Genomic DNA, 22,891 nt, shown 5'->3' with positions numbered 1-22,891 from the left:
GATGATTGAAGCAGACCGCCTGGTATCGGCAGGCACCCTTCAGGCAGAAGACGTGGTGGATCGTGCGATCCGCCCGAAACTGCTTGATGAGTATATCGGCCAGCCGCAGGTACGTTCCCAGATGGAGATTTTCATCCAGGCGGCAAAGCTGCGCGGCGATGCGCTCGATCACCTGCTGATTTTTGGCCCGCCAGGGTTGGGGAAAACCACGCTGGCGAATATCGTTGCCAATGAAATGGGCGTCAACCTGCGCACGACCTCCGGCCCGGTGCTGGAGAAAGCCGGCGATCTGGCGGCGATGCTGACCAACCTTGAACCGCATGACGTACTGTTTATCGATGAAATCCACCGTCTGTCTCCGGTGGTAGAGGAAGTGCTCTATCCGGCAATGGAAGATTACCAGCTGGATATCATGATTGGTGAAGGCCCGGCTGCTCGCTCCATCAAGATCGATCTGCCGCCGTTTACCCTGATTGGCGCAACGACCCGTGCCGGATCGTTGACCTCTCCATTGCGCGACCGCTTCGGTATCGTGCAGCGTCTGGAGTTTTATCAGGTGCCGGACCTGCAGCATATTGTCGGTCGTAGCGCGCGCTATATGGGGCTGGAGATGAGCGAAGAGGGCGCTTTTGAAGTGGCGAAGCGTTCGCGCGGTACGCCGCGTATTGCCAACCGCCTGCTGCGTCGCGTGCGCGACTTTGCCGAAGTGAAGCACGATGGCACCATTTCGGCAGAGATTGCCGCCCAGGCGCTGGATATGCTTAACGTCGATGCCGAAGGCTTTGACTATATGGACCGCAAACTGCTGCTGGCGGTGCTGGATAAATTCTTTGGCGGCCCGGTCGGCCTGGATAACCTGGCGGCGGCGATCGGTGAAGAGCGTGAAACTATCGAGGATGTTCTGGAGCCGTATTTGATCCAGCAGGGATTCTTACAGCGTACGCCGCGTGGTCGTATGGCGACGGTGCGGGCGTGGAATCATTTCGGCATTACGCCACCGTCAATGCCGTAATGATGAGCAGGCGGGATGTTAAATTTCGCCTGCGACGCTGACCGATTAGTTACCTCATCTGATTTATCATCCATATTATTTTGGATAAATTTATCCTACCTATCATTTTAGATAATTCGCTTATTCCCTCTATGATGAATTTATAGCGATATCCATGCTATGAATAAATTTCATCATCACATCAGGAATAACAAAATGAAAACAATGACGGCTCTGACTATTGCCGCTCTGACTATGGCGGCTTTGTCTGGCGCCGCGAATGCCGCTATTTCCGGAACCCAAACATGGAAAATGGTGGATAATAAACTTGAAAATACCAGTAACGGACGAAAATTATGTATGACTGGCATTGCTTACCAGCAGGCGGTGATGGAGCCATGTGGTTCTAATCCAGAATTGCAGAATATTCGTGAGCTCAATTTCGCTATGAATGGGATGCTGATGCTTGAAACATATCCAGAATATGCCTTCGCACCAGCAAGCGGCAAAGTTTATATACGCGAATATGAACCTATTGCGAGTCATTGGGACTATGTTAACGGACAGCTGAAAAAAGTTGATACCGATGGTATTGTCAAGTGTCTTGATATGGAAGGCGGTATAAACGTCCCAGGTGCCAAATTGCATTTAGCAACGTGTACCAGGTAATAAAATAAGCACCGATAATTTTATCGGTGCTTATTTACGTTGGCACCCAACATGGGCGCACTCCAGAGGTTTAAGTCCCGCCATGCGTTGATCACAGCACATGAAGCGAAGCGCCACCCTCTGTGGAAGCGCCAAGCGTTCATTCAGGCATTCGGTTGTTTTTTCATCATACTAAAAATAAACAACACCGCCGCACACAACACCACTGACGGCCCCGCAGGCGTGTCATAGAACGCCGAGAAGGTTAACCCACCCGTTACCGCAATCATCCCGATAATCACGGCCACACCGGCCATCTGCTCCGGCGTGCGGGCAAAACGGCGCGCCGTGGCGGCAGGGATGATCAGCAGCGAGGTAATAATCAGCGCCCCGACGAACTTCATCGCCACGCCGATGGTTAATGCCGTCACCAGCATCAGCAGTAGCTTAACCCGCTGCAGCTTCACGCCGTCGACGAAGGCCAGGTCCGGGCTGACGGTCATCGCCAGCAGGTTACGCCACTGCCAGAGCAGAATACCGAGTACCACCACCACACCGAAGGCGATGGAAATTAAATCTTCCGGCGTCACGGCAAGCAGATCGCCAAACAGATAGGCCATCAGGTCGACGCGGATATTCGACATCAGACTCACCACCACCAGACCCAGCGAGAGCGCGCTGTGGGCCATAATGCCAAGCAGCGTATCAATGGCGAGGTGCGGACGTTTCTCCAGCCAGACCAGCCCGGCTGCCAGCAGCAGGGTGACGACAATCACCGCGTAGAAGGGATTTACATCCAGCAGTAAACCAAAAGCCACGCCCAGCAAAGAGGCGTGCGCGAGGGTATCACCGAAATAGGACATTCTGCGCCAGACCACAAATGAGCCGAGTGGACCCGCGGCGCAGGCAAGCATAATCCCGGCCAGCCAGCCGGGCAGTAACAGTTCAATCATGAGTGTCCATTTCCCCGGCGCAGGACAATTCGTCCCTGTAAATCATGGCGGTGATTATGATGATGACGGTAAATTCCCAGCTGTTCAGCGCCACGAGGGCCAAACATGGAGATAAACTCCGGGTGCATCGAGACCACTTCAGGCGTGCCGGAACAGCAAATATGATGGTTAAGGCACAGCACTTCGTCCGTTTTCGCCATGACAAGATGGAGATCGTGGGAGACCATCAGCACGGCGCAATTCAGCTCACGGCGAAGCTGATCGATCAAATCATAAAGCGCGACCTGACCATTAACGTCCACCCCCTGGGTAGGCTCATCAAGCACCAGCAGTTGTGGGCTGCTCAACAGCGCGCGCGCCAGCAAAACGCGCTGCGTCTCACCCCCGGAAAGTTTTTGCAGCGGCGCGTCAATCAGGTGGCCCGCCTGTACGCGTTTCAGCGCCGGGAGAATATCGGCTTTCCGCGTGCCGGGGCGCAGGCGCAGAAAGCGACTCACCGTTAAAGGCAGCGTGGCGTCCAGATGTAATTTCTGAGGCACATAGCCGATACGCAATTTTTCCTCGCGGGTGATAACACCTTCATCGGGCGTCACCAGACCCAGTACAACCCGTACCAGCGTGGATTTACCTGCGCCATTAGGACCAAGCAGCGTCAGAATTTTGCCGGGCTTCAGATCCAGCGACACGTCAGAGAGGACGCGGCGCTGGCCGAAAGAGACCGAAATATTATCGAGAGAAACCAGTGTCGTCATGTCAATTTAAGCTTGAAGAAGTCAACGAATGTTATAATATCACATTCCACGCATTCACTACGATGATTAGTCGCATTATGTTACATAAAAATACGCTTCTTTTCGCAGCATTATCCGCTGCCCTTTGGGGTACAACCGCACAAGATGTTAACGCGGCGGTTGTCGCTTCGCTTAAACCGCTTGGATTCATCGCGTCGGCCATTGCCGATGGGGTGACGGAAACCCAGGTTTTGCTGCCTGACGGGGCCTCTGAGCATGACTATTCTCTTCGCCCTTCAGATGTAAAACGCTTACAAAACGCGGACTTAGTCGTCTGGATTGGACCAGAGATGGAAGCGTTTATGCAGAAGTCGGCCAAACAGATTTCAGGCGATAAACAGGTTGCGATTGCCGGGCTTTCCGGCGTGAAACCGTTGCTCATGAAAGGCACGGATGACGACGGTGATGAACATGACCATCACGCGGCAGAGGGTGAAAAAGGTGATGGAGATCACCATCATGGTGAGTACAACATGCATCTCTGGCTTTCCCCAGAGATAGCGCGGCTTTCAGCGGTTGCAATCCACGACAAATTAGTGGAACTTATGCCGCAAAGTCGAGCCAAACTAGACGCCAACCTGAAGGATTTTGAGGCGCAATTAGCCGCAACCGATAAGCAGGTAGGTAATGAGCTCGCACCGTTGAAAGGAAAAGGGTATTTCGTTTTTCATGACGCCTATGGCTACTATGAAAAACACTATGGTTTGACCCCGCTTGGGCACTTCACCGTCAACCCTGAAATTCAACCTGGTGCGCAGCGTTTACATGAAATCAGAACACAGTTGGTTGAGCAAAAAGCGACATGCGTTTTTGCTGAGCCACAGTTCAGGCCAGCGGTCGTAGAAGCCGTGGCCAGGGGGACATCCGTGCGCATGGGGACCCTTGACCCGCTAGGAACGAATATCCAGTTGAGCAAAGCGAGCTATTCGCAGTTCCTCAGCCAACTGGCGGACCAGTATGCGAGCTGCCTGAAAGGAGATTAACGAGGAAGTGAATACGTGCAACAGATAGCCCGCTCTGTCGCCCTGGCATTTAACAATCTGCCTCGACCCCACCGCGTTATGCTGGGGTCGCTTACAGTACTCACCTTAGCGGTCGCCGTCTGGCGGCCCTATGTTTACCACCCGAGTTCTGCCCCTATCATCAAAACCATCGAGCTTGAAAAGAGCGAGATCCGTTCTTTACTGCCTGAAGCCAGTGAGCCTATCGACCAGGCTGCTCAGGAAGATGAAGCGATTCCCCAGGATGAGCTGGACGATAAAATCGAGAACGAGGCCGGGATCCACGAGTATGTTGTCTCTACCGGTGACACGCTGAGCAGCGTGCTCAATCAGTACGGTATCGACATGGGGAATATCAGTCAGCTCGCTGCTGCAGATAAAGACCTGCGTAACCTGAAAATAGGGCAACAGCTCTCCTGGACCTTAACGGCGGATGGCGATCTCCAGCGGTTAACCTGGGAGATGTCCCGCCGTGAAACCCGCACCTACGATCGCACTGCAAACGGTTTCAAAATGACCAGTGAAATGCAGAAGGGCGACTGGGTGAACAGCGTGATGAAAGGCACAGTAGGCGGAAGCTTCGTTTCCAGCGCCCGTGATGCCGGTCTCACCAGCTCTGAAATCAGTGCGGTGATCAAAGCCATGCAGTGGCAGATGGATTTCCGCAAGCTGAAGAAGGGCGATGAGTTTTCCGTGCTGATGTCTCGCGAAATGCTCGACGGCAAGCGTGAGCAGAGCCAACTGGTGGGCGTACGTCTGCGCTCTGATGGCAAAGATTACTACGCCATCCGTGCCGAAGACGGTAAGTTCTACGACCGCAGCGGTACGGGACTGGCGAAAGGCTTTATGCGCTTCCCGACGGCTAAACAGTTCCGCGTTTCCTCTAACTTTAACCCGCGTCGTCTGAACCCGGTTACCGGGCGCGTCGCACCACACCGTGGCGTTGACTTTGCCATGCCGCAGGGCACGCCGGTGCTGGCTGTGGGTGATGGTGAAGTGGTCGTGGCTAAACGTAGCGGTGCCGCAGGCTACTATGTCGCGGTGCGTCACGGTCGTACCTACACCACCCGCTATATGCACCTGCGTAAACTGCTGGTTAAGCCTGGACAGAAAGTGAAACGTGGCGACCGTATCGCGCTCTCCGGCAACACCGGACGCTCGACCGGCCCGCACCTGCACTATGAAGTGTGGATTAACCAACAGGCCGTAAACCCGCTGACGGCGAAACTGCCACGCACCGAAGGCCTGACGGGTAAAGATCGTTCTGATTACCTGGCGCAGGTGAAAGAGGTGATACCGCAGCTGAGCTTAAACTAAGCCTTCTGTTTTTGTGAAAAAAGCCGGTGTCAGTATGCGCCGGCTTTTTCTTTTGTGCGTGGACGACTGCCTCGCTACACTATCAATAAAATTTTGCGTCACCAGACCCTGGAACCAGCATGGAAACAAAAAAAAATAATATTGAATACATTCCTGAGTTTGAAAAATCCTTTCGCCATCCGCGCAACTGGGGCGCCTGGCTCGGGGTCTACACCTTTGCAGGCATCGCTATGCTGCCTGCTGCGCTGCGCGATCCCCTGCTGGGGAAAATTGGCCGTCTGGCCGGGCGTTTAGGCAAAAGCGCGCGTCGCCGTGCGCAGATCAACCTCTATTACTGTTTTCCCGAAAAAAGCGATGCCGAGCGCGAGGCTATCATCGATGCGATGTATACCACCGCGCCGCAGGCAATGGCAATGATGGCAGAGCTGGCGCTGAAAGGGCCGGAAAAAATCGTTGACCGTGTTGACTGGAAAGGGCTGGAAATCATTGACGAAATGCGTCGCAATGACGAGAAGGTGATTTTCCTCGTTCCTCACGGTTGGGGTGTCGACATTCCGGCGATGCTGATGGCTTCTCAGGGTCAGAAGATGGCGGCCATGTTCCATAACCAGGGCAACAAAATCTACGACTTTGTCTGGAATACCGTACGTCGTCGTTTTGGCGGTCGTTTGCATGCGCGTAACGATGGTATCAAGCCGTTTATTCAGTCCGTACGTCAGGGATACTGGGGCTACTATCTGCCGGATCAGGACCACGGACCGGAGCACAGTGAGTTTGTCGACTTCTTTGCGACCTACAAAGCCACACTTCCGGCGATTGGCCGCCTGATGAAGGTGTGTCGCGCCCGCGTGATCCCACTCTTCCCGGTTTATGATGGTAAAACGCACCGTCTGAGCATTGAAGTCCGCCCGCCGATGGATGACTTGCTGACCGCTGACGATCGCACCATTGCGCGTCGCATGAACGAAGAGGTGGAAATCCTGGTGGGGCCGCATACCGAACAGTACACGTGGATATTGAAGCTGCTTAAAACGCGAAAGCCGGGTGAAACGGAACCTTATAAACGCAAAGAGCTTTATCCGAGGAAATAAAAAAAGCCCTCTCCATCTGGAGAGGGCTTTTTAACACAGACGTTGTTACTCGACGGTCATAACGCGGGTGGTGTTGGTTGAGCCAATGGTGCTCATCACATCACCCTGCGTCACGATAACGATATCACCGGACACCAGGTAACCTTTGTCGCGCAGCAGATTGACGGCATCGTGCGCGGCTGCCACGCCGTCATTGGTGCTGTCGAAGTGCACCGGCGTCACACCGCGGTACAGCGCCGTCAGGTTCAGCGTACGTTCATGACGGGACATGGCGAAGATCGGCAGACCGGAGCTGATACGGGAAGTCATCAGCGCGGTACGGCCTGATTCGGTCATGGTGATGATCGCGGTAACCCCTTTCAGATGGTTTGCCGCGTACATGGCAGACATCGCAATCGCTTCTTCCACGTTGTCGAACTGCACGTCCAGACGGTGTTTAGAGACGTTGATGCTTGGGATCTTCTCTGCGCCCAGGCAGACACGCGCCATCGCGGCCACGGTTTCAGCAGGATATTGGCCCGCAGCGGTTTCCGCAGACAGCATTACCGCATCGGTACCATCCAGCACGGCGTTAGCGACGTCCATCACTTCCGCACGGGTTGGCATTGGGTTGGTGATCATGGATTCCATCATCTGGGTCGCGGTGATCACCGCGCGGTTCAGTTGACGTGCGCGACGAATCAGCGCTTTCTGGATACCAACCAGCTCAGGATCGCCGATTTCCACACCCAAATCGCCGCGGGCCACCATCACCACGTCAGAAGCCAGGATCACATCGTCCATGGCGTCCTGATCGCAAACGGCTTCCGCGCGTTCAACCTTGGCAACAATTTTGGCATCACAGCCTGCATCACGGGCCAGACGGCGTGCATAGTTCAGATCTTCGCCACAGCGTGGGAAGGAGACTGCCAGGTAGTCAACGCCGATCAGAGCCGCAGTAACGATGTCCGCTTTGTCTTTATCGGTCAGCGCTTCCGCAGAGAGGCCGCCGCCCAGTTTGTTGATACCTTTATTGTTGGAGAGCGGGCCGCCGACGGTGACTTCGGTGAACACTTTCATCCCCTGAACTTCGAGCACCTTCAGCTGTACGCGTCCGTCGTCGAGCAGCAGGATATCGCCAGGCACCACGTCAGCTGGCAGGCCTTTATAGTCAATCCCGACTTTTTCTTTATCGCCTTCGCCTTTGCCCAGGTTGGCATCCAGCAGGAATTTATCGCCGATATTGAGGAAAACTTTACCTTCTTTGAAGGTGGAGACACGAATTTTAGGACCCTGCAGATCGCCGAGGATAGCGACATGGCGGCCCAGTTTAGCGGCGATCTCACGCACTTTGTCGGCACGTAATTTATGGTCTTCTGGCGTACCGTGAGAGAAGTTCATGCGCACCACGTTGGCACCCGCGGCGATAATCTTTTCAAGGTTATTATCGCGGTCGGTGGCCGGGCCTAAGGTGGTAACGATCTTGGTTCTGCGAAGCCTTCTGGACATGTAATACTCCGTTGACTGAAACAACTTTGGTGTTGCGTGAACATTGAATCGGCCTTCATCTGCCGCAAGGCAGCAAAGAGTGGACCGAATGCCGTAAATCATTACATCGTAATTATTGGTTACGTCTTCGTTATCTACTTTAAGGAAACATCGCTCTTTATGAGCAATTCTTTATCAAAACGCGATTCCTTCAGCGCTTCCTTGACTCGCTTCAAGTTATCTCTGAATTTTGCGCCCCGGCGCAAGGTAAAACCGGTCGCCAGCACGTCTATAACCGTGAGCTGTGCCAGACGGGAAACCATAGGCATATACATATCGGTATCCTCCGGGACGTCCAGCGTAATGGCGAGCGTCGCCTCTCGTGCCAGCGGCGTACCGGCGGTGGTGAGGGCGATCACCATGGCATCGTTTTCACGGGCCAACTGCGCCAGTTCCACCTGACTTTTGGTGCGGCCAGTATGCGAAATGAGTACCACGACGTCATCTTCACTGCAATTCATACAGCTCATGCGTTGCAGCACAATGTCATCGGAATAAATCACCGGCACGTTGAAGCGGAAGAATTTATTCATGGCATCGTGCGCCACGGCGGCCGACGACCCAAGTCCGAAGAACGCGATCCGCTTGGCCTGGGTAAGTAAATCCACCGCACGGTTCACCGAACTCATATCCAGAGACTGACGAACGTGGTCAAGCGTGGCCATAGCTGACTCAAAAATTTTCGCCGTGTAGGCATCTACGCTGTCGTCTTCATCCACATTACGATTAACATAAGGGGTGCCGTTTGCCAGACTTTGTGCCAGATGCAGTTTAAAATCAGGAAAGCCGCGCGTTTCCAGGCTACGGCAGAAGCGGTTAACGGTCGGTTCGCTAACGCCTGCTTCCTGAGCCAGCGCGGCGATGCTTGAATGAATCGCCTGAGCGGGAGAGGCAAGAATGACTTCAGCCACTTTTCGCTCGGATTTGCTAAGGTGTTCCAGTTGATACTGGATTTTTTCAAGCATATTCATTGTTAACAGGGCGCTCGTGGGGGTGGAAACGATTTCATAAATGGATGAAATCTTCATTCGATTAGCCGATATTACCCCTGTGGCTTCCATAAAGGGTAACAGTCGACAAGATAATGTTGTTGTTTTTTTTCATTACTTGATCGATGTCGGGTTTTGCTATGACCCTGTTGCGCAAATTATCGACGCTTGTTGCGTCATAATGCCCCCTTAATCGGCTGCAAGGCGAAAAATTGCCGTATCGCACGAGACGATAAGTGCTAATGGTTTCGGGAATGACGTAAAAGCAGTACAGTGCATTGTAATAAAATTACAACGATACCTGGCAGAAGTACCAGGTGATCCAACTGAGGAGAATGACATGGCGGTAACGCAAACAGCCCAGGCATGTGACCTGGTCATTTTCGGCGCGAAAGGCGATCTTGCACGCCGAAAATTGCTGCCTTCCCTGTATCAACTGGAGAAAGCGGGCCAAATTCATCCGGATACCCGTATCCTGGGGGTAGGGCGCGCCGACTGGGATAAGGACGCTTATACCAAAGTCGTCCGCGAGGCGCTCGAAACTTTCATGAAGGAAAAAATTGATGAAAGTTTGTGGGATACCCTGAGCGGTCGTCTTGATTTCTGCAACCTGGACGTCAATGACGTCAGCGCGTTTAACCGCCTGGGCGCCATGCTGGATCAGAAAAACCGTGTCACCATTAACTATTTCGCCATGCCACCAAGCACTTTCGGCGCCATCTGCAAAGGTCTCGGCGAAGCCAAACTGAACGCCAAACCGGCGCGCGTGGTAATGGAGAAGCCGCTGGGTACCTCTCTGGCAACCTCGCGTGAAATCAACGACCAGGTGGGAGAGTTCTTCGAAGAGTGCCAGGTTTACCGTATCGACCACTATCTCGGTAAAGAGACGGTACTGAACCTGCTGGCGCTGCGTTTTGCTAACTCCCTGTTTGTGAATAACTGGGACAACCGCACTATCGACCACGTGGAAATCACCGTGGCGGAAGAGGTAGGTATCGAAGGCCGCTGGGGTTACTTTGACCAGGCAGGCCAAATGCGCGACATGATCCAGAACCACCTCTTGCAAATTCTGTGCATGATCGCCATGTCACCGCCGTCTGACCTGACGGCAGACAGCATTCGCGACGCCAAAGTCAAAGTGCTCAAGTCGCTGCGCCGCATTGACCGCTCCAACGTGCGTGAGAAGACCGTTCGCGGCCAGTACACCGCCGGGTTTGCGCAAGGCAAAAAAGTGCCGGGCTACCTGGAAGAAGAGGGCGCGAACAAATCCAGCAACACCGAGACTTTTGTAGCGATCCGCGTGGACATCGATGACTGGCGCTGGGCGGGCGTGCCGTTCTACCTGCGTACCGGTAAACGTCTGCCAACCAAATGTTCCGAAGTCGTCGTCTACTTCAAAAACCCGGAACTGAACCTGTTTAAAGAGTCCTGGCAGGAACTGCCGCAGAACAAACTGACCATTCGTTTGCAGCCGGACGAAGGGGTTGATATCCAGATCCTCAACAAAGTGCCGGGCCTGGATCACAAGCATAACCTGCAGACCACCAAACTGGATCTGAGCTACTCCGAAACCTTCAACCAGACGCACCTCGCGGATGCTTATGAGCGTCTGCTGCTGGAAACCATGCGTGGTATCCAGGCGCTGTTCGTGCGTCGTGATGAAGTGGAAGAGGCGTGGAAATGGGTCGATTCCATTACCGAAGCCTGGGCAGCCGATCAGGATGCGCCAAAACCGTATCAGGCGGGCACCTGGGGTCCGGTTGCATCGGTGGCCATGATCACCCGTGATGGCCGCTCCTGGAACGAGTTTGAGTAGGATAATCCACTAGCCCGAAAGTGTTATTTTACCGGTAACATGATCTAACACAGCTAGTGGCACAATTTTTATTCTTTTAAGCGCCGCGTGGATTTCCCCGCGGCGCTTTTTTTATTACACTGCCGGAAGTGATTTTGCCCCAGAGCTCCGGACGGCAAGCGTTTCAGCGGTGTTAACAACTGCCAGCGACGTTGTAAACTCCTGAGCCCGGACAGATAAATTAGAGGAGCTTTTATGAATCCGACATTGTTACGCGTAACACAACGCATTATTGAGCGCTCGAAGGAGACCCGTTCGGCCTACCTCGCCCGGATTGAACAGGCAAAGAGCAATACCGTCCATCGCTCCCAGCTGGCCTGTGGTAACCTGGCGCACGGCTTCGCGGCCTGCCAGCCCGATGATAAAGCCTCCCTGAAAAGCATGTTGCGTAACAATATCGCCATTATTACCTCCTATAACGACATGCTCTCCGCCCACCAACCGTATGAGGTCTATCCCAATATCATTCGTAACGCGCTGCACAGCGTGAATGCGGTAGGTCAGGTCGCGGGTGGCGTGCCGGCAATGTGCGACGGTGTGACCCAGGGGCAGGATGGTATGGAGCTGTCGCTGCTCAGCCGCGAAGTGATTGCGATGTCTGCTGCAGTAGGCCTGTCACACAACATGTTTGATGGCGCACTGTACCTGGGCGTGTGCGACAAGATCGTTCCGGGACTGGTGATGGCAGCGCTGTCGTTTGGCCATCTGCCCGCGATCTTTGTGCCGTCTGGCCCGATGGCAAGCGGCCTGCCGAACAAAGAAAAAGTGCGTATCCGCCAGCTGTATGCGGAAGGAAAAGCAGACCGTCAGGCGCTGCTGGAGGCGGAAGCCGCGTCCTACCATGCGCCGGGTACCTGTACATTCTACGGCACGGCCAACACCAACCAGATGGTGGTGGAATTTATGGGCATGCAGTTGCCGGGCTCGTCCTTTATCCAGCCGGATGCACCACTGCGTAAGGCCTTGACTGAGGCCGCAGCCCGTCAGGTGACGCGTCTGACCGGAAACGGCAATGAATGGATGCCGATGGGCAAAATGGTCGACGAAAAAGTGATCGTCAACGGTATCGTGGCTCTGCTGGCCACCGGCGGTTCGACCAACCACACCATGCACCTGGTGGCCATGGCGCGCGCGGCGGGCATTCTGATCAACTGGGATGATTTCTCTGAGATCTCTTCCGTGGTGCCGCTGATGGCACGTCTTTACCCGAACGGTCCGGCGGACATCAACCACTTCCAGGCTGCGGGTGGCGTACCGCTGCTGATGCGCGAGCTGCTGAAAGGCGGTTTGCTGCATGAAGACGTCAACACCGTGGCAGGCTTTGGCCTGCAGCGCTATACCCAGGAGCCGTGGCTGAACAATGGCGAGCTGGACTGGCGCGACGGGGCGACCGCATCTCTCGATGCGCAGGTGATTGCCACCATCGACAAACCGTTCTCTCCTCATGGTGGCACCAAAGTGCTGAGCGGCAACCTCGGTCGTGCGGTGATGAAAACGTCTGCTGTACCGGAAGAGAACCAGGTTATTGAAGCGCCGGCTGTGGTGTTTGAAAGCCAGCACGACGTATTACCCGCTTTTGACGCGGGTCTGCTTGATAAAGACTGCGTGGTGGTAGTGCGTCATCAGGGGCCAAAAGCGAACGGCATGCCAGAATTACATAAACTTATGCCACCACTTGGTGTATTATTGGACCGCTGTTTCAAAATTGCGTTAGTGACCGATGGACGCCTCTCCGGTGCATCCGGCAAAGTGCCTTCAGCTATCCACGTCACGCCGGAAGCTTATGACGGCGGTTTGCTGGCGAAAGTGCGCGACGGTGACATGATCCGCGTGAACGGTCAGACAGGTGAGTTAACCCTGCTGGTGGATGAGGCAGAGCTGGCGGCACGTCAGCCACATATTCCTGACCTGAGCGCATCGCGCGTGGGGACCGGACGCGAAATGTTCAGCGCGCTGCGTGAGAAACTCTCCGGTGCGGAGCAGGGCGCGACCTGTATTACGTTTTAAGACGACTTGATTTTAACGATCTGGCGAGAGAAAACTCTGATGAAAAACTGGAAAACAAGTGCAGAAGCAATCCTGACCACTGGCCCTGTCGTGCCGGTTATCGTGGTAAACAAGCTGGAGCACGCTGTGCCAATGGCGAAAGCGCTGGTTGCGGGTGGCGTTCGTGTTCTGGAAGTGACCCTGCGTACCGCCTGCGCGATGGATGCGATTCGCGCTATCGCCAAAGAAGTGCCGGACGCCATCATCGGTGCGGGCACTGTTCTCAACGCGCAACAGCTGGCAGAAGTCACGGAGGCCGGAGCTCAGTTCGCTATCAGCCCTGGCCTGACCGAGCCGCTGCTGAAAGCAGCGACCGAAGGCACTATTCCGTTGATCCCGGGTATCAGCACCGTGTCTGAACTGATGCTGGGTATGGACTACGGCCTGAAAGAGTTCAAATTCTTCCCGGCAGAAGCCAACGGCGGCACCAAAGCGCTGCAGGCGATTGCAGGTCCATTCTCTCAGGTGCGTTTCTGCCCGACGGGCGGTATCTCTCCGGCGAACTACCGTGACTACCTGGCGCTGAAAAGCGTACTGTGCATTGGGGGTTCATGGCTGGTGCCAGCGGATGCGCTGGAAGCGGGCGACTGGGATCGCATCACGAAACTGGCTCGCGAAGCGGTTGAAGGCGCGAAGCAATAAGTTTTTTATCGTATGAAAAACGGGCCTTTCGGCCCGTTTTTTTTTATCCTGCTACCTTAACGTTCGCTGCCGCCGCTTTAGCGCGTGCGATGGCCTCGTCGACGTTATTCCCGGTTGCTAACGCCACGCCCAGACGACGGGTGCCGTCGATCTCGGGCTTACCGAACAAACGTACCTGTAACCCGGCGCCCGTTGCGCCCTCGACGTTATCAAACGTCACGTTCTGACTGGTCAGCTGCGGCAGGATCACCGCCGAGGCCGCCGGGCCGTACTGACGAATACCGCCAACCGGCAGGCCAAGGAAGGCGCGAACATGCAGGGCGAACTCGGAGAGATCCTGCGATATCAACGTCACCATCCCGGTGTCATGCGGGCGAGGGGAGACTTCGCTGAAAATCACCTCGTCGCCGCAGACAAACAGCTCCACGCCGAACAGACCGTAACCACCTAACGCCAGAACGGTTTTGCGGGCGATATCCTGGGCACGTTCCAGCGCCAGGGCGCTCATCTGCTGTGGCTGCCAGGATTCGCGGTAATCGCCATCCTCCTGGCGGTGACCGATCGGATCGCAGAAATGGACGCCATCCACGGCGCTGACGGTAAGCAGGGTGATTTCGAAATCAAACTTCACCACCCCCTCGACGATCACGCGGCCTGCTCCGGCACGGCCACCCTGTTGCGCATAATCCCAGGCTTTGTCCAGCGTGCTGCTGTCGCGGATAAAACTCTGTCCTTTTCCGGAGGAGCTCATCACCGGCTTAATGATGCACGGGTAACCCATCTCGTCGACGGCCTGCAGGAATGCGGTTTTATCGCCCGCAAAACGGTAGCTTGAAGTGGGCAGCCCCAGCTCCTCTGCCGCCAGGCGGCGAATGCCTTCGCGGTTCATGGTCAGTTTCGCTGCGTTGGCGCAAGGCACCACGCGCTGACCTTCCTGCTCAAGCGCGATCAGCGTATCGGTCGCGATAGCTTCAATCTCCGGCACCACAAAATCCGGTTTCTCCTGCGTGATGAGTGTCCGCAGAGCTTCTCCGTCCAGCATGTTAATCACATAAGAACGATGGGCAACATGCATGGCGGGCGCGTCGGCGTAGCGGTCTACGGCAATCACTTCTACCCCTAAACGTTGGCACTCAATGGCGACTTCTTTCCCCAGCTCGCCCGATCCTAACAGCATCACACGCGTCGCCGCAGGTCGCAGCGCGGTTCCTAAACGAGTCATAACATTCCCCCTGAAAAAGATGCGCGCAGTATAAACGAAAACGTTTGCGTCTGTCTTGCGCAGGGCAAAAGGGCCGACGAGAAATTTGCGCTTCTTTAGCCTCGACGGACATTTCCTGACGCCTGCTCGCTTACGCTGTGAAAATGTTAACCGTTAAGTGAGGGAAACCATGTCAGGCTGGTTAAATCAACTGCAATCCATGTTAGGGCAGAAAACATCAGGTTCAGGCGACCAGGGGCTCAGCAAACTGCTGGTACCGGGGGCGCTCGGAGGGCTGGCAGGGCTGCTGGTCGCCAATAAATCCTCACGTAAGCTGCTGGCAAAGTACGGTACCGGCGCGTTGCTGGCCGGTGGCGGCGCTATCGCCGGTACCGTGCTGTGGAATAAGTACAAGGACAGGGTACGCGCGGCGCACCAGGATGAACCCCACTTTGGGGAGGAGACTTCGCCGCTGGATCTGCGTACGGAGCGGCTCATTCTTGCGCTGGTGTTTGCCGCAAAAAGCGACGGGCATATTGATGATAAAGAACGAGCGGCTATCGAGCAGCAGATGCGAGAAGCCGGCGTGGAGGAGCAGGGCAGAACGCTGGTGGCGCAGGCCATTGAGCAGCCGCTCGATCCGCAGCGTCTGGCGCAAAGCGTGCAGAATGAGGAAGAGGCGCTGGAACTCTATTTCCTGAGCTGTGCCACCATTGATATTGACCACTTTATGGAACGCAGCTATCTCAACGCCCTGGGCGATGCGTTGAAAATTCCTCAGGATGTTCGCGAGGGGATCGAGCAGGATATCCGGGAGCAAAAACAGACGCTACAGGGCTAGCTATCGCTGATGTAGCCATGTTTCGCTTGCATCATGCGCGGGTTTTGCCAACCTTATAGGGTGTAAAACTTAAAAGAATGATGTCATGCCACCGAAAGCCCGACGTACTCCGTATGCGATTACCACCCATGGCGATACGCGTATAGATAACTATTACTGGCTACGGGACGATTCACGTTCCCGCCCAGAGGTACTCGACTACCTGCATGAAGAAAACGATTACGGTCGCAAGGTCATGTCCAGCCAGCAGGCGCTTCAGGACCAACTGCTGAACGAAATGGTGCAGCGCATTCCTCAGCGCGATATCTCCGCGCCCTGGACCAAAAACGGCTATCGTTATCGGCATATCTACGAGCCCGGCAGTGAATATCCCATCTATCAGCGACAGTCGGTATTAAGCGCCGAGTGGGATGAATGGGATATTCTGCTGGATGCCAACCAGCGTGCCGCCCACAGCGAGTTTTATACGCTGGGCGGTATGTCCATCTCCCCGGATAACACCATTATGGCGCTGGCGGAGGATTATCTCTCCCGTCGTCAGTATGGCCTGCGATTCCGCAATCTGGAAACCGGTAACTGGTATCCGGAAATGCTGGAAAACGTCTCCCCGGATTTTGTCTGGGCGAACGATTCCGAGACGGTCTACTACGTTAAAAAGCACGCCGCCACGCTGCTGCCTTATCAGGTGTGGCGCCACAGTGTAGGCACGGACTCCGCCGATGACGAACTGGTCTATGAAGAGAAAGACGAAACGTTTTATGTCAGCCTGCATAAAACGTCCTCACGCCACTATGTGATTATTTTCCTTGCCAGCGCTACCACCTCAGAGGTGCTACTGCTGGATGCCGAGCTGCCTGATGCCCAGCCGCTCTGCTTTCTGCCGCGCCGAAAAGACCATGAGTACAGTCTGGATCACTTCCAGCACAGCTTTTATCTGCGCTCAAACCGCGAGGGAAAAAACTTTGGCCTGTATAAGACCAAGGTGCGCGACGAGCGCAAGTGGGAGGTGCTTATTCCCGCGCGGGAGCAGGTGATGCTCGAAGGGTTCACGCTGTTTACCGACTGGCTGGTGGTGGAAGAGCGTCAGCGGGGGTTGACCAGTATCCGGCAAATCAACCGCAAAACGCGCGAGGTGATAGGGATCGCGTTTGACGACCCGGCCTACGTCACCTGGATTGGTTTTAATCCTGAGCCTGAATCGTCCCGGCTGCGCTATGGCTACTCGTCGATGACCACGCCGGATACGCTGTTCGAACTGGATATGGATACCGGCCAGCGCCAGGTGTTGAAGCAAACAGAAGTGAAGGGATTTGAATCCGACAATTATCGTAGCGAACACCTGTGGGTTACCGCGCGCGATGGTGTCGAGGTGCCGGTTTCGCTCGTGTATCACAAGGCGCATTTTCAGAAAGGTAAAAACCCTGTCCTGGTTTACGGCTACGGCTCCTATGGTTCCAGCATGGATGCCGACTTCAGCAGCAGCAGATTAAGTCTGCTCGATCGCGGCTTTGTTTTTGCCATCGCTCATATTCGCGGCGGCGGTGAGCTGGGCCAGCACTGGTATGAAGACGGGAAATTTCTGAAAAAGCAAAACACGTTCAATGATTATCTCGACGTTTGCGACGCCTTAATTGAACAAGGCTATGGCGATCCGCAGCTCTGCTTTGGCATGGGCGGCAGCGCGGGCGGCATGCTGATGGGCGCTGTGATCAATCAGCGTCCCGAGCGTTTTAAGGGCATCGTTGCGCAGGTACCGTTTGTCGATGTGGTCACCACCATGCTCGACGAATCTATCCCGCTCACGACCGGGGAGTTTGAAGAGTGGGGGAATCCACAGGATGAAACCTATTATCGCTATATGAAAGCGTACAGCCCGTACGATAACGTGGAAGCGAAAGCCTACCCGCACATGCTGGTGACCACCGGTTTGCACGATTCACAGGTGCAGTACTGGGAACCGGCGAAATGGGTGGCAAAGCTTCGGGAACTGAAAACCGACGACAACCTGCTGCTGCTCTGTACCGATATGGACTCCGGACACGGAGGGAAGTCGGGGCGGTTTAAATCTTATGAAGGGGTGGCGCTGGAATACGCCTTTTTGATCGGCCTGGCGCAGGATACGCTTCCAGGCCAGGCTGAACGTTAATCTTCACCCAGATAATGCTTCAGGGTTAAGCGTAGCTCCGGGCTCATCTTGTCGAGGTTGTTATACAGCCAGCGCAGATAGCCCGGATCTTTATCTGCAATATCCGATACTGCTCTCCCGCGGTATTTTCCGAAGGTGAACGTCGTCAGCAGTGCAGGACGGCCGGTAATCGTCGCCATATCATCCGGTGTCCAGCCGGAAGTATTCATAATATCGATCAGTAGCGCAGCGGTGATATAGCAGTCATACAGGGCGCGGTGATGGTGCAGCCCTTCAGGCGTTCTGACGCTGAGCTTGCGGGATTTATACAGCGCCATATTGCTGTATTTGATCCCCGGCCACAGGCGACGCGCCAGCTTCATGGTGCAAATCCATTCCCCGGGCATGTCGGGGAGAACCCGACGGTCGAAGCTGGCATTGTGGGCGACATACCACGGGCTGCCATAGTAGTGTGGGATAACGTCTTCTATCCAGGGTTTATCCGCCACCATTGATTCAGTGATGCGATGGATAGCCATGGCCTGCGGGCTAATAGGGCGATCGGGCCGCACCAGATGGCTCATCGGGTTGACTATTTTTCCGTCAACGACGTCGACCGAGGCCACCTCCACAATTCCGCCCTGAAGATCGCAAGTTTCGGTATCAATGACGCGCAGCATGAAAATCTCCTGAGCTTAAAACGCTTAGCCTAAAGGAATGATATCGCCTTGCCAACCCTGTCGGTTAAGCGTGCCGGTCAACAGCAGCTCGCCTTTATCCGCCCGCACGATCAACTGGCCTTTTTCATCCCATAATGCGCTGCCGGTGCTGGCGTTCGCCATTAATACCGCAATGGCATATTTGTGTGCAAAGCGTTGCAGGGTGCTGATGGACTGCCGCCAGCGGTTGTCCCTTACCGACTGGCTGCTGGTGAACAGCGTTGCCTGCGGATCGAGATTGGGGGAATCGCCCTGCGCATCAATGATGGTGAGCTGTTTATCCCCCGGAACCAGGCTCGCACCGCCGCCTTGCGGATAGCGCACGATGCTCGGCCGAGAGGGCGTAAAGAGCACGAGACCTTTCTGACGCTGGCCATTCCGCTCAAGGGGAAGCCCGGCAATAACGCTAATCTGGTACAAATGTGCCGCATCAAGCAAGGGTTCCAGCTGCGCGTCGCACGGTGGGGGAGGTAACGTCGTTGTGCCTGAGCCGGTTAAGGAGAGTTCCGGGAAGACCAGCAGATCGCACTGCTGCTGTGCCGCTTCGGCAATGAAGCGTAGGTGATGGGTAACGTGCTCATCAACACTGTGATACTGCCCGCCATACTGGGCTGCCGCTATATTCCATTGTGACATCGTGACTTCCTTATACACTGAGTCGCAGGGATTTAAGAATACACCTAATTTAATCAGGGTTTTCTTATCCTGCCAGATTTCGCGTAAGGAAGTGTAACGACTCGTTAAGCTTATTTAACTTTAGGCTCGTACGGCAGACGAGAGAGGTTGACCGAAGCGAGACGGTGAGCAATTAATCTTTCCCGGAACCAGTCGCGCAAATGGGCGGGTTGTTCCCGTTCCACAACTTCAGCCACGATGGGCATGTTGTAACGCTCTTTGAACGCAACGCCAGCGGCTGCGAGATCGACATTCACTTTATCCATCTCGTCCTGAGGAAGGGCGGCCAGATTGATTTTCATTTCCTTCTCCTGTTTATGCGGCGGCAACGTTACCGCGATTGCGCGACGATGACAAGCGGAGGTGGGATGATCCTCGACTCGTCTATTATACAGCGTTATTCTTTAGCATACAGACATAACAAAAAGGAATGATCGCGATGGGATTATCCACTTCACGCACGGTATGCGCGCTGGTTTTTCTGGCATCAGTCGTTATCTCACCTACTGTGCTGGCGCATGCGCATCTTAAACAGCAGAGCCCGGCAGCAGACAGCGTGGTGAGCGCTCCGCAGTCACTGACGCTGAATTTTTCGGAAGGTATCGAACCGGGATTTAGCGGTGTGGTGGTGACGGATGCGCACAAGCAGGTCGTCAAAACGGGAGCCGTAACGCGAGACGAAAAGAACAAGGCTCAACTGATCGTTCCGCTGGCGCAAACGCTGGTGACCGGAACCTACCGGGTGGACTGGCATGTGGTTTCCGTCGACGGCCACAAAACCAAAGGCAGCTATCACTTTAGCGTGAAATAGCATGCTGGCACTGGTCTATGTTGGGTTTCGCTTTATCCATTTTGCGGCGCTGATGCTCGTTTTTGGTAATGCGCTATACAGCGTCTGGTTGGCGCCTTCCTCTCTCCATCGTCTGATGGCTCTGCGTTTCGCGCTACAGCAGCGGGTGGCATCTTTAATCACCCTGGCCGCTGCGCTTCTGATGTTCATGCTTCAGGGCGGATTAATGGGCGATGGCTGGGGAGATGTGTTTAACCCGCAAGTCTGGCACGGCGTACTGGGGACGCAGTTTGGCAGCGTCTGGCTGTGGCAAATTATCCTGGCTTCTATTACGGTTGCAGCCGCGTGGCTTGCGCCGCTGAAAGGCTCCCGGCTGCTACTGCTCGCAATGGGGCAGTTTGTCCTGCTGGCAGGGGTAGGCCACGCGACGATGAACGAAGGTCCGTTGGGGGCTGTGCAGCGTCTCAATCATGCCGTTCATCTGTTATGTGCCGCAACCTGGCTCGGCGGATTACTGCCGCTGCTATTCTGCATGCGTCTGGCAAAAGGGCGCTGGCAGAACGCGGCCATCTACACCATGATGCGTTTCTCACGCGTAGGCCACTATGCCGTCGCGGGCGTGCTGCTCACAGGGACGATCAATTCGCTCTTGATTCTGGGCGTCCATATTCCCTGGCAGGCTGGCTACGTGCAGCTTTTATTGTTCAAATGTGCGCTGGTGGCGTTGATGGTGGCAATTGCGCTGGCAAATCGGTATTTTCTGGTGCCACGGTTTCGTCCGGATTCCGGGTGGGCACAACAGCTTTTTATCAGGATGACACAGGCAGAAGTGGTGCTGGGAGCGCTGGTTCTGGCAGCGGTCAGCCTGTTCGCCACCTGGGAACCCTTCTGACAAGGTTAACTAATATATGAAAAAAACAGTACTTTCGCTCTTATTGCTGGCCTGCACGGGGAGCGCTCTGGCCGCGCCGCAGGTGATCACCGTCAGCCGTTTTGAAGTGGGTAAAGACAAGTGGGCGTTTAATCGCGAAGAGGTGATGCTGACCTGTCGTCCGGGCCATGCGTTATACGCGATCAACCCGAGTACGCTGGTGCAATACCCGTTGAATGAGGTTGCAGAGCAGCAGGTGGCCAGCGGCAAGAGCAGCGGCCAGCCCATCAGCGTGATCCAGATTGATGACCCGGCTCACCCAGGGCAGAAGATGAGCCTGACACCATTTATCGAACGCGCTGACAAGCTCTGCTAGCGTTCAGGTTTCCAATAAAAAACCGCAGATGCTCGCGAAAGCACTGCGGTTTTTTGTTTTTGATGATGATTTAACGCTTTTTTTCTGGCCGCTTTAACTGTGGACTGGAAAACCTGGCGTCGTCATCTATTCTTAAAAGGCAAGGCGACTTAGCCTGCATTAATGCCAACTTTTAGCGCACGGCTCTCTCCCAAGAGCCATTTCCCTGGACCGAATACAGGAATCGTATTCGGTCTCTTTTTATCTGTATGAAAGACAATACGTTACGCCTTTTATCATCTTTATGCAGCGGATGCATCCTGTGCGACTTCGTAAAACATATCACAACACCGCAGGCGGAAGTCCAGCCCTTTTTGCCTGTTTTGTTAAATTTTTGTGAGCAATTAAGGAAAGTCAGCGCCGTGCTTAAAAGCGGGATTTTACCGACGCCTCAATTTCATCAAGCAATTCAAAACGACGGCGGTATTCCGCACGCTTCTTGCTCGCGATCTCGTCGAGAGATTTGCGTTCCATCTGCAGCGGGAGTTGCCAGCAGAAGCCGGAGACCTTTTTACCGCCCAGAGAATCCCAGAATTCGTCATAGCTGGCGTGGAAATGGCGGCCTTTGCTGAGGCGATAGCGCAATGCGCGGAAAACGTGTCCCTCGTCGCTGACGGCAAAAATCGCCTTAACAGATGACTGTAAGGCCAGCTGGAAAAGAACTTCCATCAGCACGCGTTTAGGAAACAGGCCGTGACAGGCGCGGGTGGATTGTTTAATGACGTCCCGCGACACGCAGCGGCGGGGGCCCTGAAGCCCGCCAATCACTATTACGCGTTGTCCGTTGCTGCGGGCTACGCTAAAGGTCAGGCTGGCAAGCAGCGTATCCTCGTTATCGCGCAGCCACAGCGTGCTCTCACCTTCGCGCTCGGCTTTCCCGGCAGAGGATGCATTAACCGTATAGATCACGCCCTCTTTTGCATGGAACTGAACAACGGTTTGTTCCTGCGGGCTGGTCAGCGCCTGGGCGAGGGCGCGCTCTTTCAGGCTATCGATCCAGTAATAATGGTTAACGATAGCGTCGGCGCGATCGTTCGCGGTCAGGCCACGCATCAGATACTGCCGATGGGTCTTGCTGGGCAATGTAATTTGAGCGGCGAGCAGTTTGTCGAAATCGTCACGCCCTGAAAGGGCTTCCAGCATGCGACGGGTGGAAGACCAGAACAGAAGCGAACGTAAAAGGAACTTCAGCCGATAATCGCGTTTTCGCCAGATGGGTCCCGGGACACGTTCGCCGTTCACCAGCTCGGAAATAATATTTGTGCGATGTGGGTAGAACACATCGTTATGCAGGTGTGTATTAGACACGTGAAGATCCCTCGTTTTTTTCTGCCTCTATTCTAAGGAGCCAGGAATAAGGGATTAATAGTGTGAGGATCTTTATTTCTGGTTGGTTTACCGTT

22 protein-coding genes are annotated in these 22,891 nt (G+C 54.8%); 13 read left to right on the top strand and 9 right to left on the bottom strand.

Going from position 1 to position 22,891, the window contains the following annotated elements; all coding sequences use genetic code 11:
- Position 1: 1 nt before the first annotated feature.
- Positions 2–1,012 carry a Holliday junction branch migration DNA helicase RuvB gene (ruvB, locus tag G0034_RS13605; protein WP_014884317.1) on the top strand — a complete coding sequence of 337 codons (1,011 nt, stop codon included), beginning with the start codon at positions 2–4 and terminating at the stop codon, positions 1,010–1,012.
- A gap of 195 nt (positions 1,013–1,207) precedes the next feature.
- Complete coding sequence (locus G0034_RS13600; RefSeq protein WP_014884316.1) at positions 1,208–1,660, top strand: hypothetical protein; 453 nt, start codon at positions 1,208–1,210, stop codon at positions 1,658–1,660.
- 143 nt (positions 1,661–1,803) lie between these two features.
- Here the strand turns inward: G0034_RS13600 and znuB are convergent, their stop codons facing one another.
- Both znuB and znuC read right to left on the bottom strand, forming a co-directional pair.
- Positions 1,804–2,592 (bottom strand): zinc ABC transporter permease subunit ZnuB, encoded by a 789-nt coding sequence (gene znuB / locus G0034_RS13595; protein WP_014884315.1) that lies wholly within the window; start codon positions 2,590–2,592, stop codon positions 1,804–1,806.
- Positions 2,589–3,344 carry a zinc ABC transporter ATP-binding protein ZnuC gene (znuC, locus tag G0034_RS13590; RefSeq protein WP_014884314.1) on the bottom strand — a complete coding sequence of 252 codons (756 nt, stop codon included), beginning with the start codon at positions 3,342–3,344 and terminating at the stop codon, positions 2,589–2,591. The genes znuB and znuC overlap by 4 nt, the downstream gene beginning before the upstream one ends.
- A 77-nt stretch (positions 3,345–3,421) precedes the next feature.
- On the opposite strand from znuC, the gene znuA reads away from it, so the two are divergent.
- From znuA to lpxM, 3 genes are all read left to right on the top strand, one after another.
- Positions 3,422–4,366, top strand: coding sequence for a zinc ABC transporter substrate-binding protein ZnuA (znuA, locus tag G0034_RS13585; RefSeq protein WP_179120964.1), 945 nt, complete (start codon positions 3,422–3,424; stop codon positions 4,364–4,366).
- A gap of 15 nt (positions 4,367–4,381) precedes the next feature.
- On the top strand, positions 4,382–5,701 hold the full coding sequence (mepM, locus tag G0034_RS13580) for a murein DD-endopeptidase MepM (RefSeq protein ID WP_014884312.1): 1,320 nt from the start codon (positions 4,382–4,384) through the stop codon (positions 5,699–5,701).
- A 119-nt stretch (positions 5,702–5,820) separates the two neighbouring features.
- Complete coding sequence (lpxM, locus tag G0034_RS13575) at positions 5,821–6,792, top strand: lauroyl-Kdo(2)-lipid IV(A) myristoyltransferase (protein ID WP_023330719.1); 972 nt, start codon at positions 5,821–5,823, stop codon at positions 6,790–6,792.
- A 45-nt stretch (positions 6,793–6,837) separates the two neighbouring features.
- Here lpxM and pyk read toward each other — a convergent pair whose 3' ends face one another.
- Both pyk and G0034_RS13565 read right to left on the bottom strand, forming a co-directional pair.
- Positions 6,838–8,280, bottom strand: a complete 1,443-nt coding sequence (gene pyk, locus G0034_RS13570; RefSeq protein WP_008500455.1) for a pyruvate kinase — start codon at positions 8,278–8,280, stop codon at positions 6,838–6,840.
- Positions 8,281–8,414: 134 nt separating this feature from the next.
- Positions 8,415–9,290, bottom strand: coding sequence for a MurR/RpiR family transcriptional regulator (locus G0034_RS13565; RefSeq protein WP_032629265.1), 876 nt, complete (start codon positions 9,288–9,290; stop codon positions 8,415–8,417).
- Positions 9,291–9,648: 358 nt separating this feature from the next.
- Between G0034_RS13565 and zwf the strand changes: the two genes are divergently transcribed.
- The 3 genes from zwf (at position 9,649) to kdgA (ending at position 13,851) form a co-directional block, all read left to right on the top strand.
- The gene (gene zwf, locus G0034_RS13560; RefSeq protein ID WP_014884309.1) at positions 9,649–11,124 is read left to right on the top strand and encodes a glucose-6-phosphate dehydrogenase; all 1,476 of its coding nucleotides are present in this window, start codon (positions 9,649–9,651) and stop codon (positions 11,122–11,124) included.
- A 234-nt stretch (positions 11,125–11,358) separates the two neighbouring features.
- Positions 11,359–13,170 (top strand): phosphogluconate dehydratase, encoded by a 1,812-nt coding sequence (gene edd / locus G0034_RS13555; RefSeq protein ID WP_179120963.1) that lies wholly within the window; start codon positions 11,359–11,361, stop codon positions 13,168–13,170.
- A gap of 39 nt (positions 13,171–13,209) precedes the next feature.
- A complete protein-coding gene (kdgA, locus tag G0034_RS13550; RefSeq protein WP_014884307.1) occupies positions 13,210–13,851 on the top strand; it encodes a bifunctional 4-hydroxy-2-oxoglutarate aldolase/2-dehydro-3-deoxy-phosphogluconate aldolase in 642 nt (213 codons plus the stop codon).
- A 43-nt stretch (positions 13,852–13,894) separates the two neighbouring features.
- On the opposite strand, the gene purT is transcribed toward kdgA, so the two are convergent.
- Entirely contained in the window at positions 13,895–15,073 is a 1,179-nt protein-coding gene (purT, locus tag G0034_RS13545) for a formate-dependent phosphoribosylglycinamide formyltransferase (RefSeq protein WP_023330716.1), read from the bottom strand.
- Between the two features lie 169 nt (positions 15,074–15,242).
- On the opposite strand from purT, the gene G0034_RS13540 reads away from it, so the two are divergent.
- Both G0034_RS13540 and ptrB read left to right on the top strand, forming a co-directional pair.
- Entirely contained in the window at positions 15,243–15,893 is a 651-nt protein-coding gene (locus G0034_RS13540; protein WP_179120962.1) for a tellurite resistance TerB family protein, read from the top strand.
- Between the two features lie 85 nt (positions 15,894–15,978).
- Positions 15,979–18,039: an oligopeptidase B gene (ptrB, locus tag G0034_RS13535; RefSeq protein WP_045268896.1), complete on the top strand. Its 2,061-nt coding sequence runs from the start codon at positions 15,979–15,981 to the stop codon at positions 18,037–18,039.
- Here the strand turns inward: ptrB and exoX are convergent.
- From exoX to G0034_RS13520, 3 genes are all read right to left on the bottom strand, one after another.
- Complete coding sequence (exoX, locus tag G0034_RS13530; protein ID WP_179120961.1) at positions 18,036–18,698, bottom strand: exodeoxyribonuclease X; 663 nt, start codon at positions 18,696–18,698, stop codon at positions 18,036–18,038. The genes ptrB and exoX overlap by 4 nt on opposite strands.
- 24 nt (positions 18,699–18,722) lie before the next feature.
- Entirely contained in the window at positions 18,723–19,373 is a 651-nt protein-coding gene (locus tag G0034_RS13525) for a carbon-nitrogen hydrolase family protein (RefSeq protein ID WP_050861725.1), read from the bottom strand.
- A 110-nt stretch (positions 19,374–19,483) separates the two neighbouring features.
- Positions 19,484–19,714 (bottom strand): DNA polymerase III subunit theta, encoded by a 231-nt coding sequence (locus G0034_RS13520; protein ID WP_013096102.1) that lies wholly within the window; start codon positions 19,712–19,714, stop codon positions 19,484–19,486.
- Between the two features lie 137 nt (positions 19,715–19,851).
- Between G0034_RS13520 and yobA the strand changes: the two genes are divergently transcribed.
- The 3 genes from yobA to G0034_RS13505 are packed head-to-tail and all read left to right on the top strand — an operon-like array spanning position 19,852 to position 21,449.
- On the top strand, positions 19,852–20,223 hold the full coding sequence (gene yobA, locus G0034_RS13515; protein WP_179120960.1) for a CopC domain-containing protein YobA: 372 nt from the start codon (positions 19,852–19,854) through the stop codon (positions 20,221–20,223).
- 1 nt (position 20,224) lies between these two features.
- The gene (gene copD, locus G0034_RS13510) at positions 20,225–21,094 is read left to right on the top strand and encodes a copper homeostasis membrane protein CopD (protein ID WP_179120959.1); all 870 of its coding nucleotides are present in this window, start codon (positions 20,225–20,227) and stop codon (positions 21,092–21,094) included.
- A 16-nt stretch (positions 21,095–21,110) separates the two neighbouring features.
- Positions 21,111–21,449 (top strand): YebY family protein, encoded by a 339-nt coding sequence (locus tag G0034_RS13505; RefSeq protein ID WP_014884299.1) that lies wholly within the window; start codon positions 21,111–21,113, stop codon positions 21,447–21,449.
- Between the two features lie 405 nt (positions 21,450–21,854).
- On the opposite strand, the gene G0034_RS13500 is transcribed toward G0034_RS13505, so the two are convergent.
- Complete coding sequence (locus G0034_RS13500) at positions 21,855–22,796, bottom strand: VirK/YbjX family protein (RefSeq protein ID WP_014884298.1); 942 nt, start codon at positions 22,794–22,796, stop codon at positions 21,855–21,857.
- Positions 22,797–22,891: the final 95 nt, after the last annotated feature.

The sequence above is a fragment of the Enterobacter sp. T2 genome (assembly GCF_010692925.1).
Lineage (GTDB): Bacteria > Pseudomonadota > Gammaproteobacteria > Enterobacterales > Enterobacteriaceae > Enterobacter > Enterobacter kobei.
This window is presented reverse-complemented; position numbering and strand designations above follow the sequence as displayed.

Coding starts and splice junctions, on each gene's coding strand:
- purT (WP_023330716.1), bottom strand. CDS start 15,073: ATGACTCGTTTAGGAACCGCGCTGCGACCTGCGGCGACGCGTGTGATG.
- G0034_RS13525 (WP_050861725.1), bottom strand. CDS start 19,373: ATGTCACAATGGAATATAGCGGCAGCCCAGTATGGCGGGCAGTATCAC.
- zwf (WP_014884309.1), top strand. CDS start 9,649: ATGGCGGTAACGCAAACAGCCCAGGCATGTGACCTGGTCATTTTCGGC.
- G0034_RS13520 (WP_013096102.1), bottom strand. CDS start 19,714: ATGAAAATCAATCTGGCCGCCCTTCCTCAGGACGAGATGGATAAAGTG.
- G0034_RS13600 (WP_014884316.1), top strand. CDS start 1,208: ATGAAAACAATGACGGCTCTGACTATTGCCGCTCTGACTATGGCGGCT.
- pyk (WP_008500455.1), bottom strand. CDS start 8,280: ATGTCCAGAAGGCTTCGCAGAACCAAGATCGTTACCACCTTAGGCCCG.
- znuA (WP_179120964.1), top strand. CDS start 3,422: ATGTTACATAAAAATACGCTTCTTTTCGCAGCATTATCCGCTGCCCTT.
- kdgA (WP_014884307.1), top strand. CDS start 13,210: ATGAAAAACTGGAAAACAAGTGCAGAAGCAATCCTGACCACTGGCCCT.
- znuB (WP_014884315.1), bottom strand. CDS start 2,592: ATGATTGAACTGTTACTGCCCGGCTGGCTGGCCGGGATTATGCTTGCC.
- ruvB (WP_014884317.1), top strand. CDS start 2: ATGATTGAAGCAGACCGCCTGGTATCGGCAGGCACCCTTCAGGCAGAA.
- znuC (WP_014884314.1), bottom strand. CDS start 3,344: ATGACGACACTGGTTTCTCTCGATAATATTTCGGTCTCTTTCGGCCAG.
- edd (WP_179120963.1), top strand. CDS start 11,359: ATGAATCCGACATTGTTACGCGTAACACAACGCATTATTGAGCGCTCG.
- G0034_RS13505 (WP_014884299.1), top strand. CDS start 21,111: ATGAAAAAAACAGTACTTTCGCTCTTATTGCTGGCCTGCACGGGGAGC.
- yobA (WP_179120960.1), top strand. CDS start 19,852: ATGGGATTATCCACTTCACGCACGGTATGCGCGCTGGTTTTTCTGGCA.
- exoX (WP_179120961.1), bottom strand. CDS start 18,698: ATGCTGCGCGTCATTGATACCGAAACTTGCGATCTTCAGGGCGGAATT.
- copD (WP_179120959.1), top strand. CDS start 20,225: ATGCTGGCACTGGTCTATGTTGGGTTTCGCTTTATCCATTTTGCGGCG.
- lpxM (WP_023330719.1), top strand. CDS start 5,821: ATGGAAACAAAAAAAAATAATATTGAATACATTCCTGAGTTTGAAAAA.
- G0034_RS13540 (WP_179120962.1), top strand. CDS start 15,243: ATGTCAGGCTGGTTAAATCAACTGCAATCCATGTTAGGGCAGAAAACA.
- G0034_RS13565 (WP_032629265.1), bottom strand. CDS start 9,290: ATGAATATGCTTGAAAAAATCCAGTATCAACTGGAACACCTTAGCAAA.
- ptrB (WP_045268896.1), top strand. CDS start 15,979: ATGCCACCGAAAGCCCGACGTACTCCGTATGCGATTACCACCCATGGC.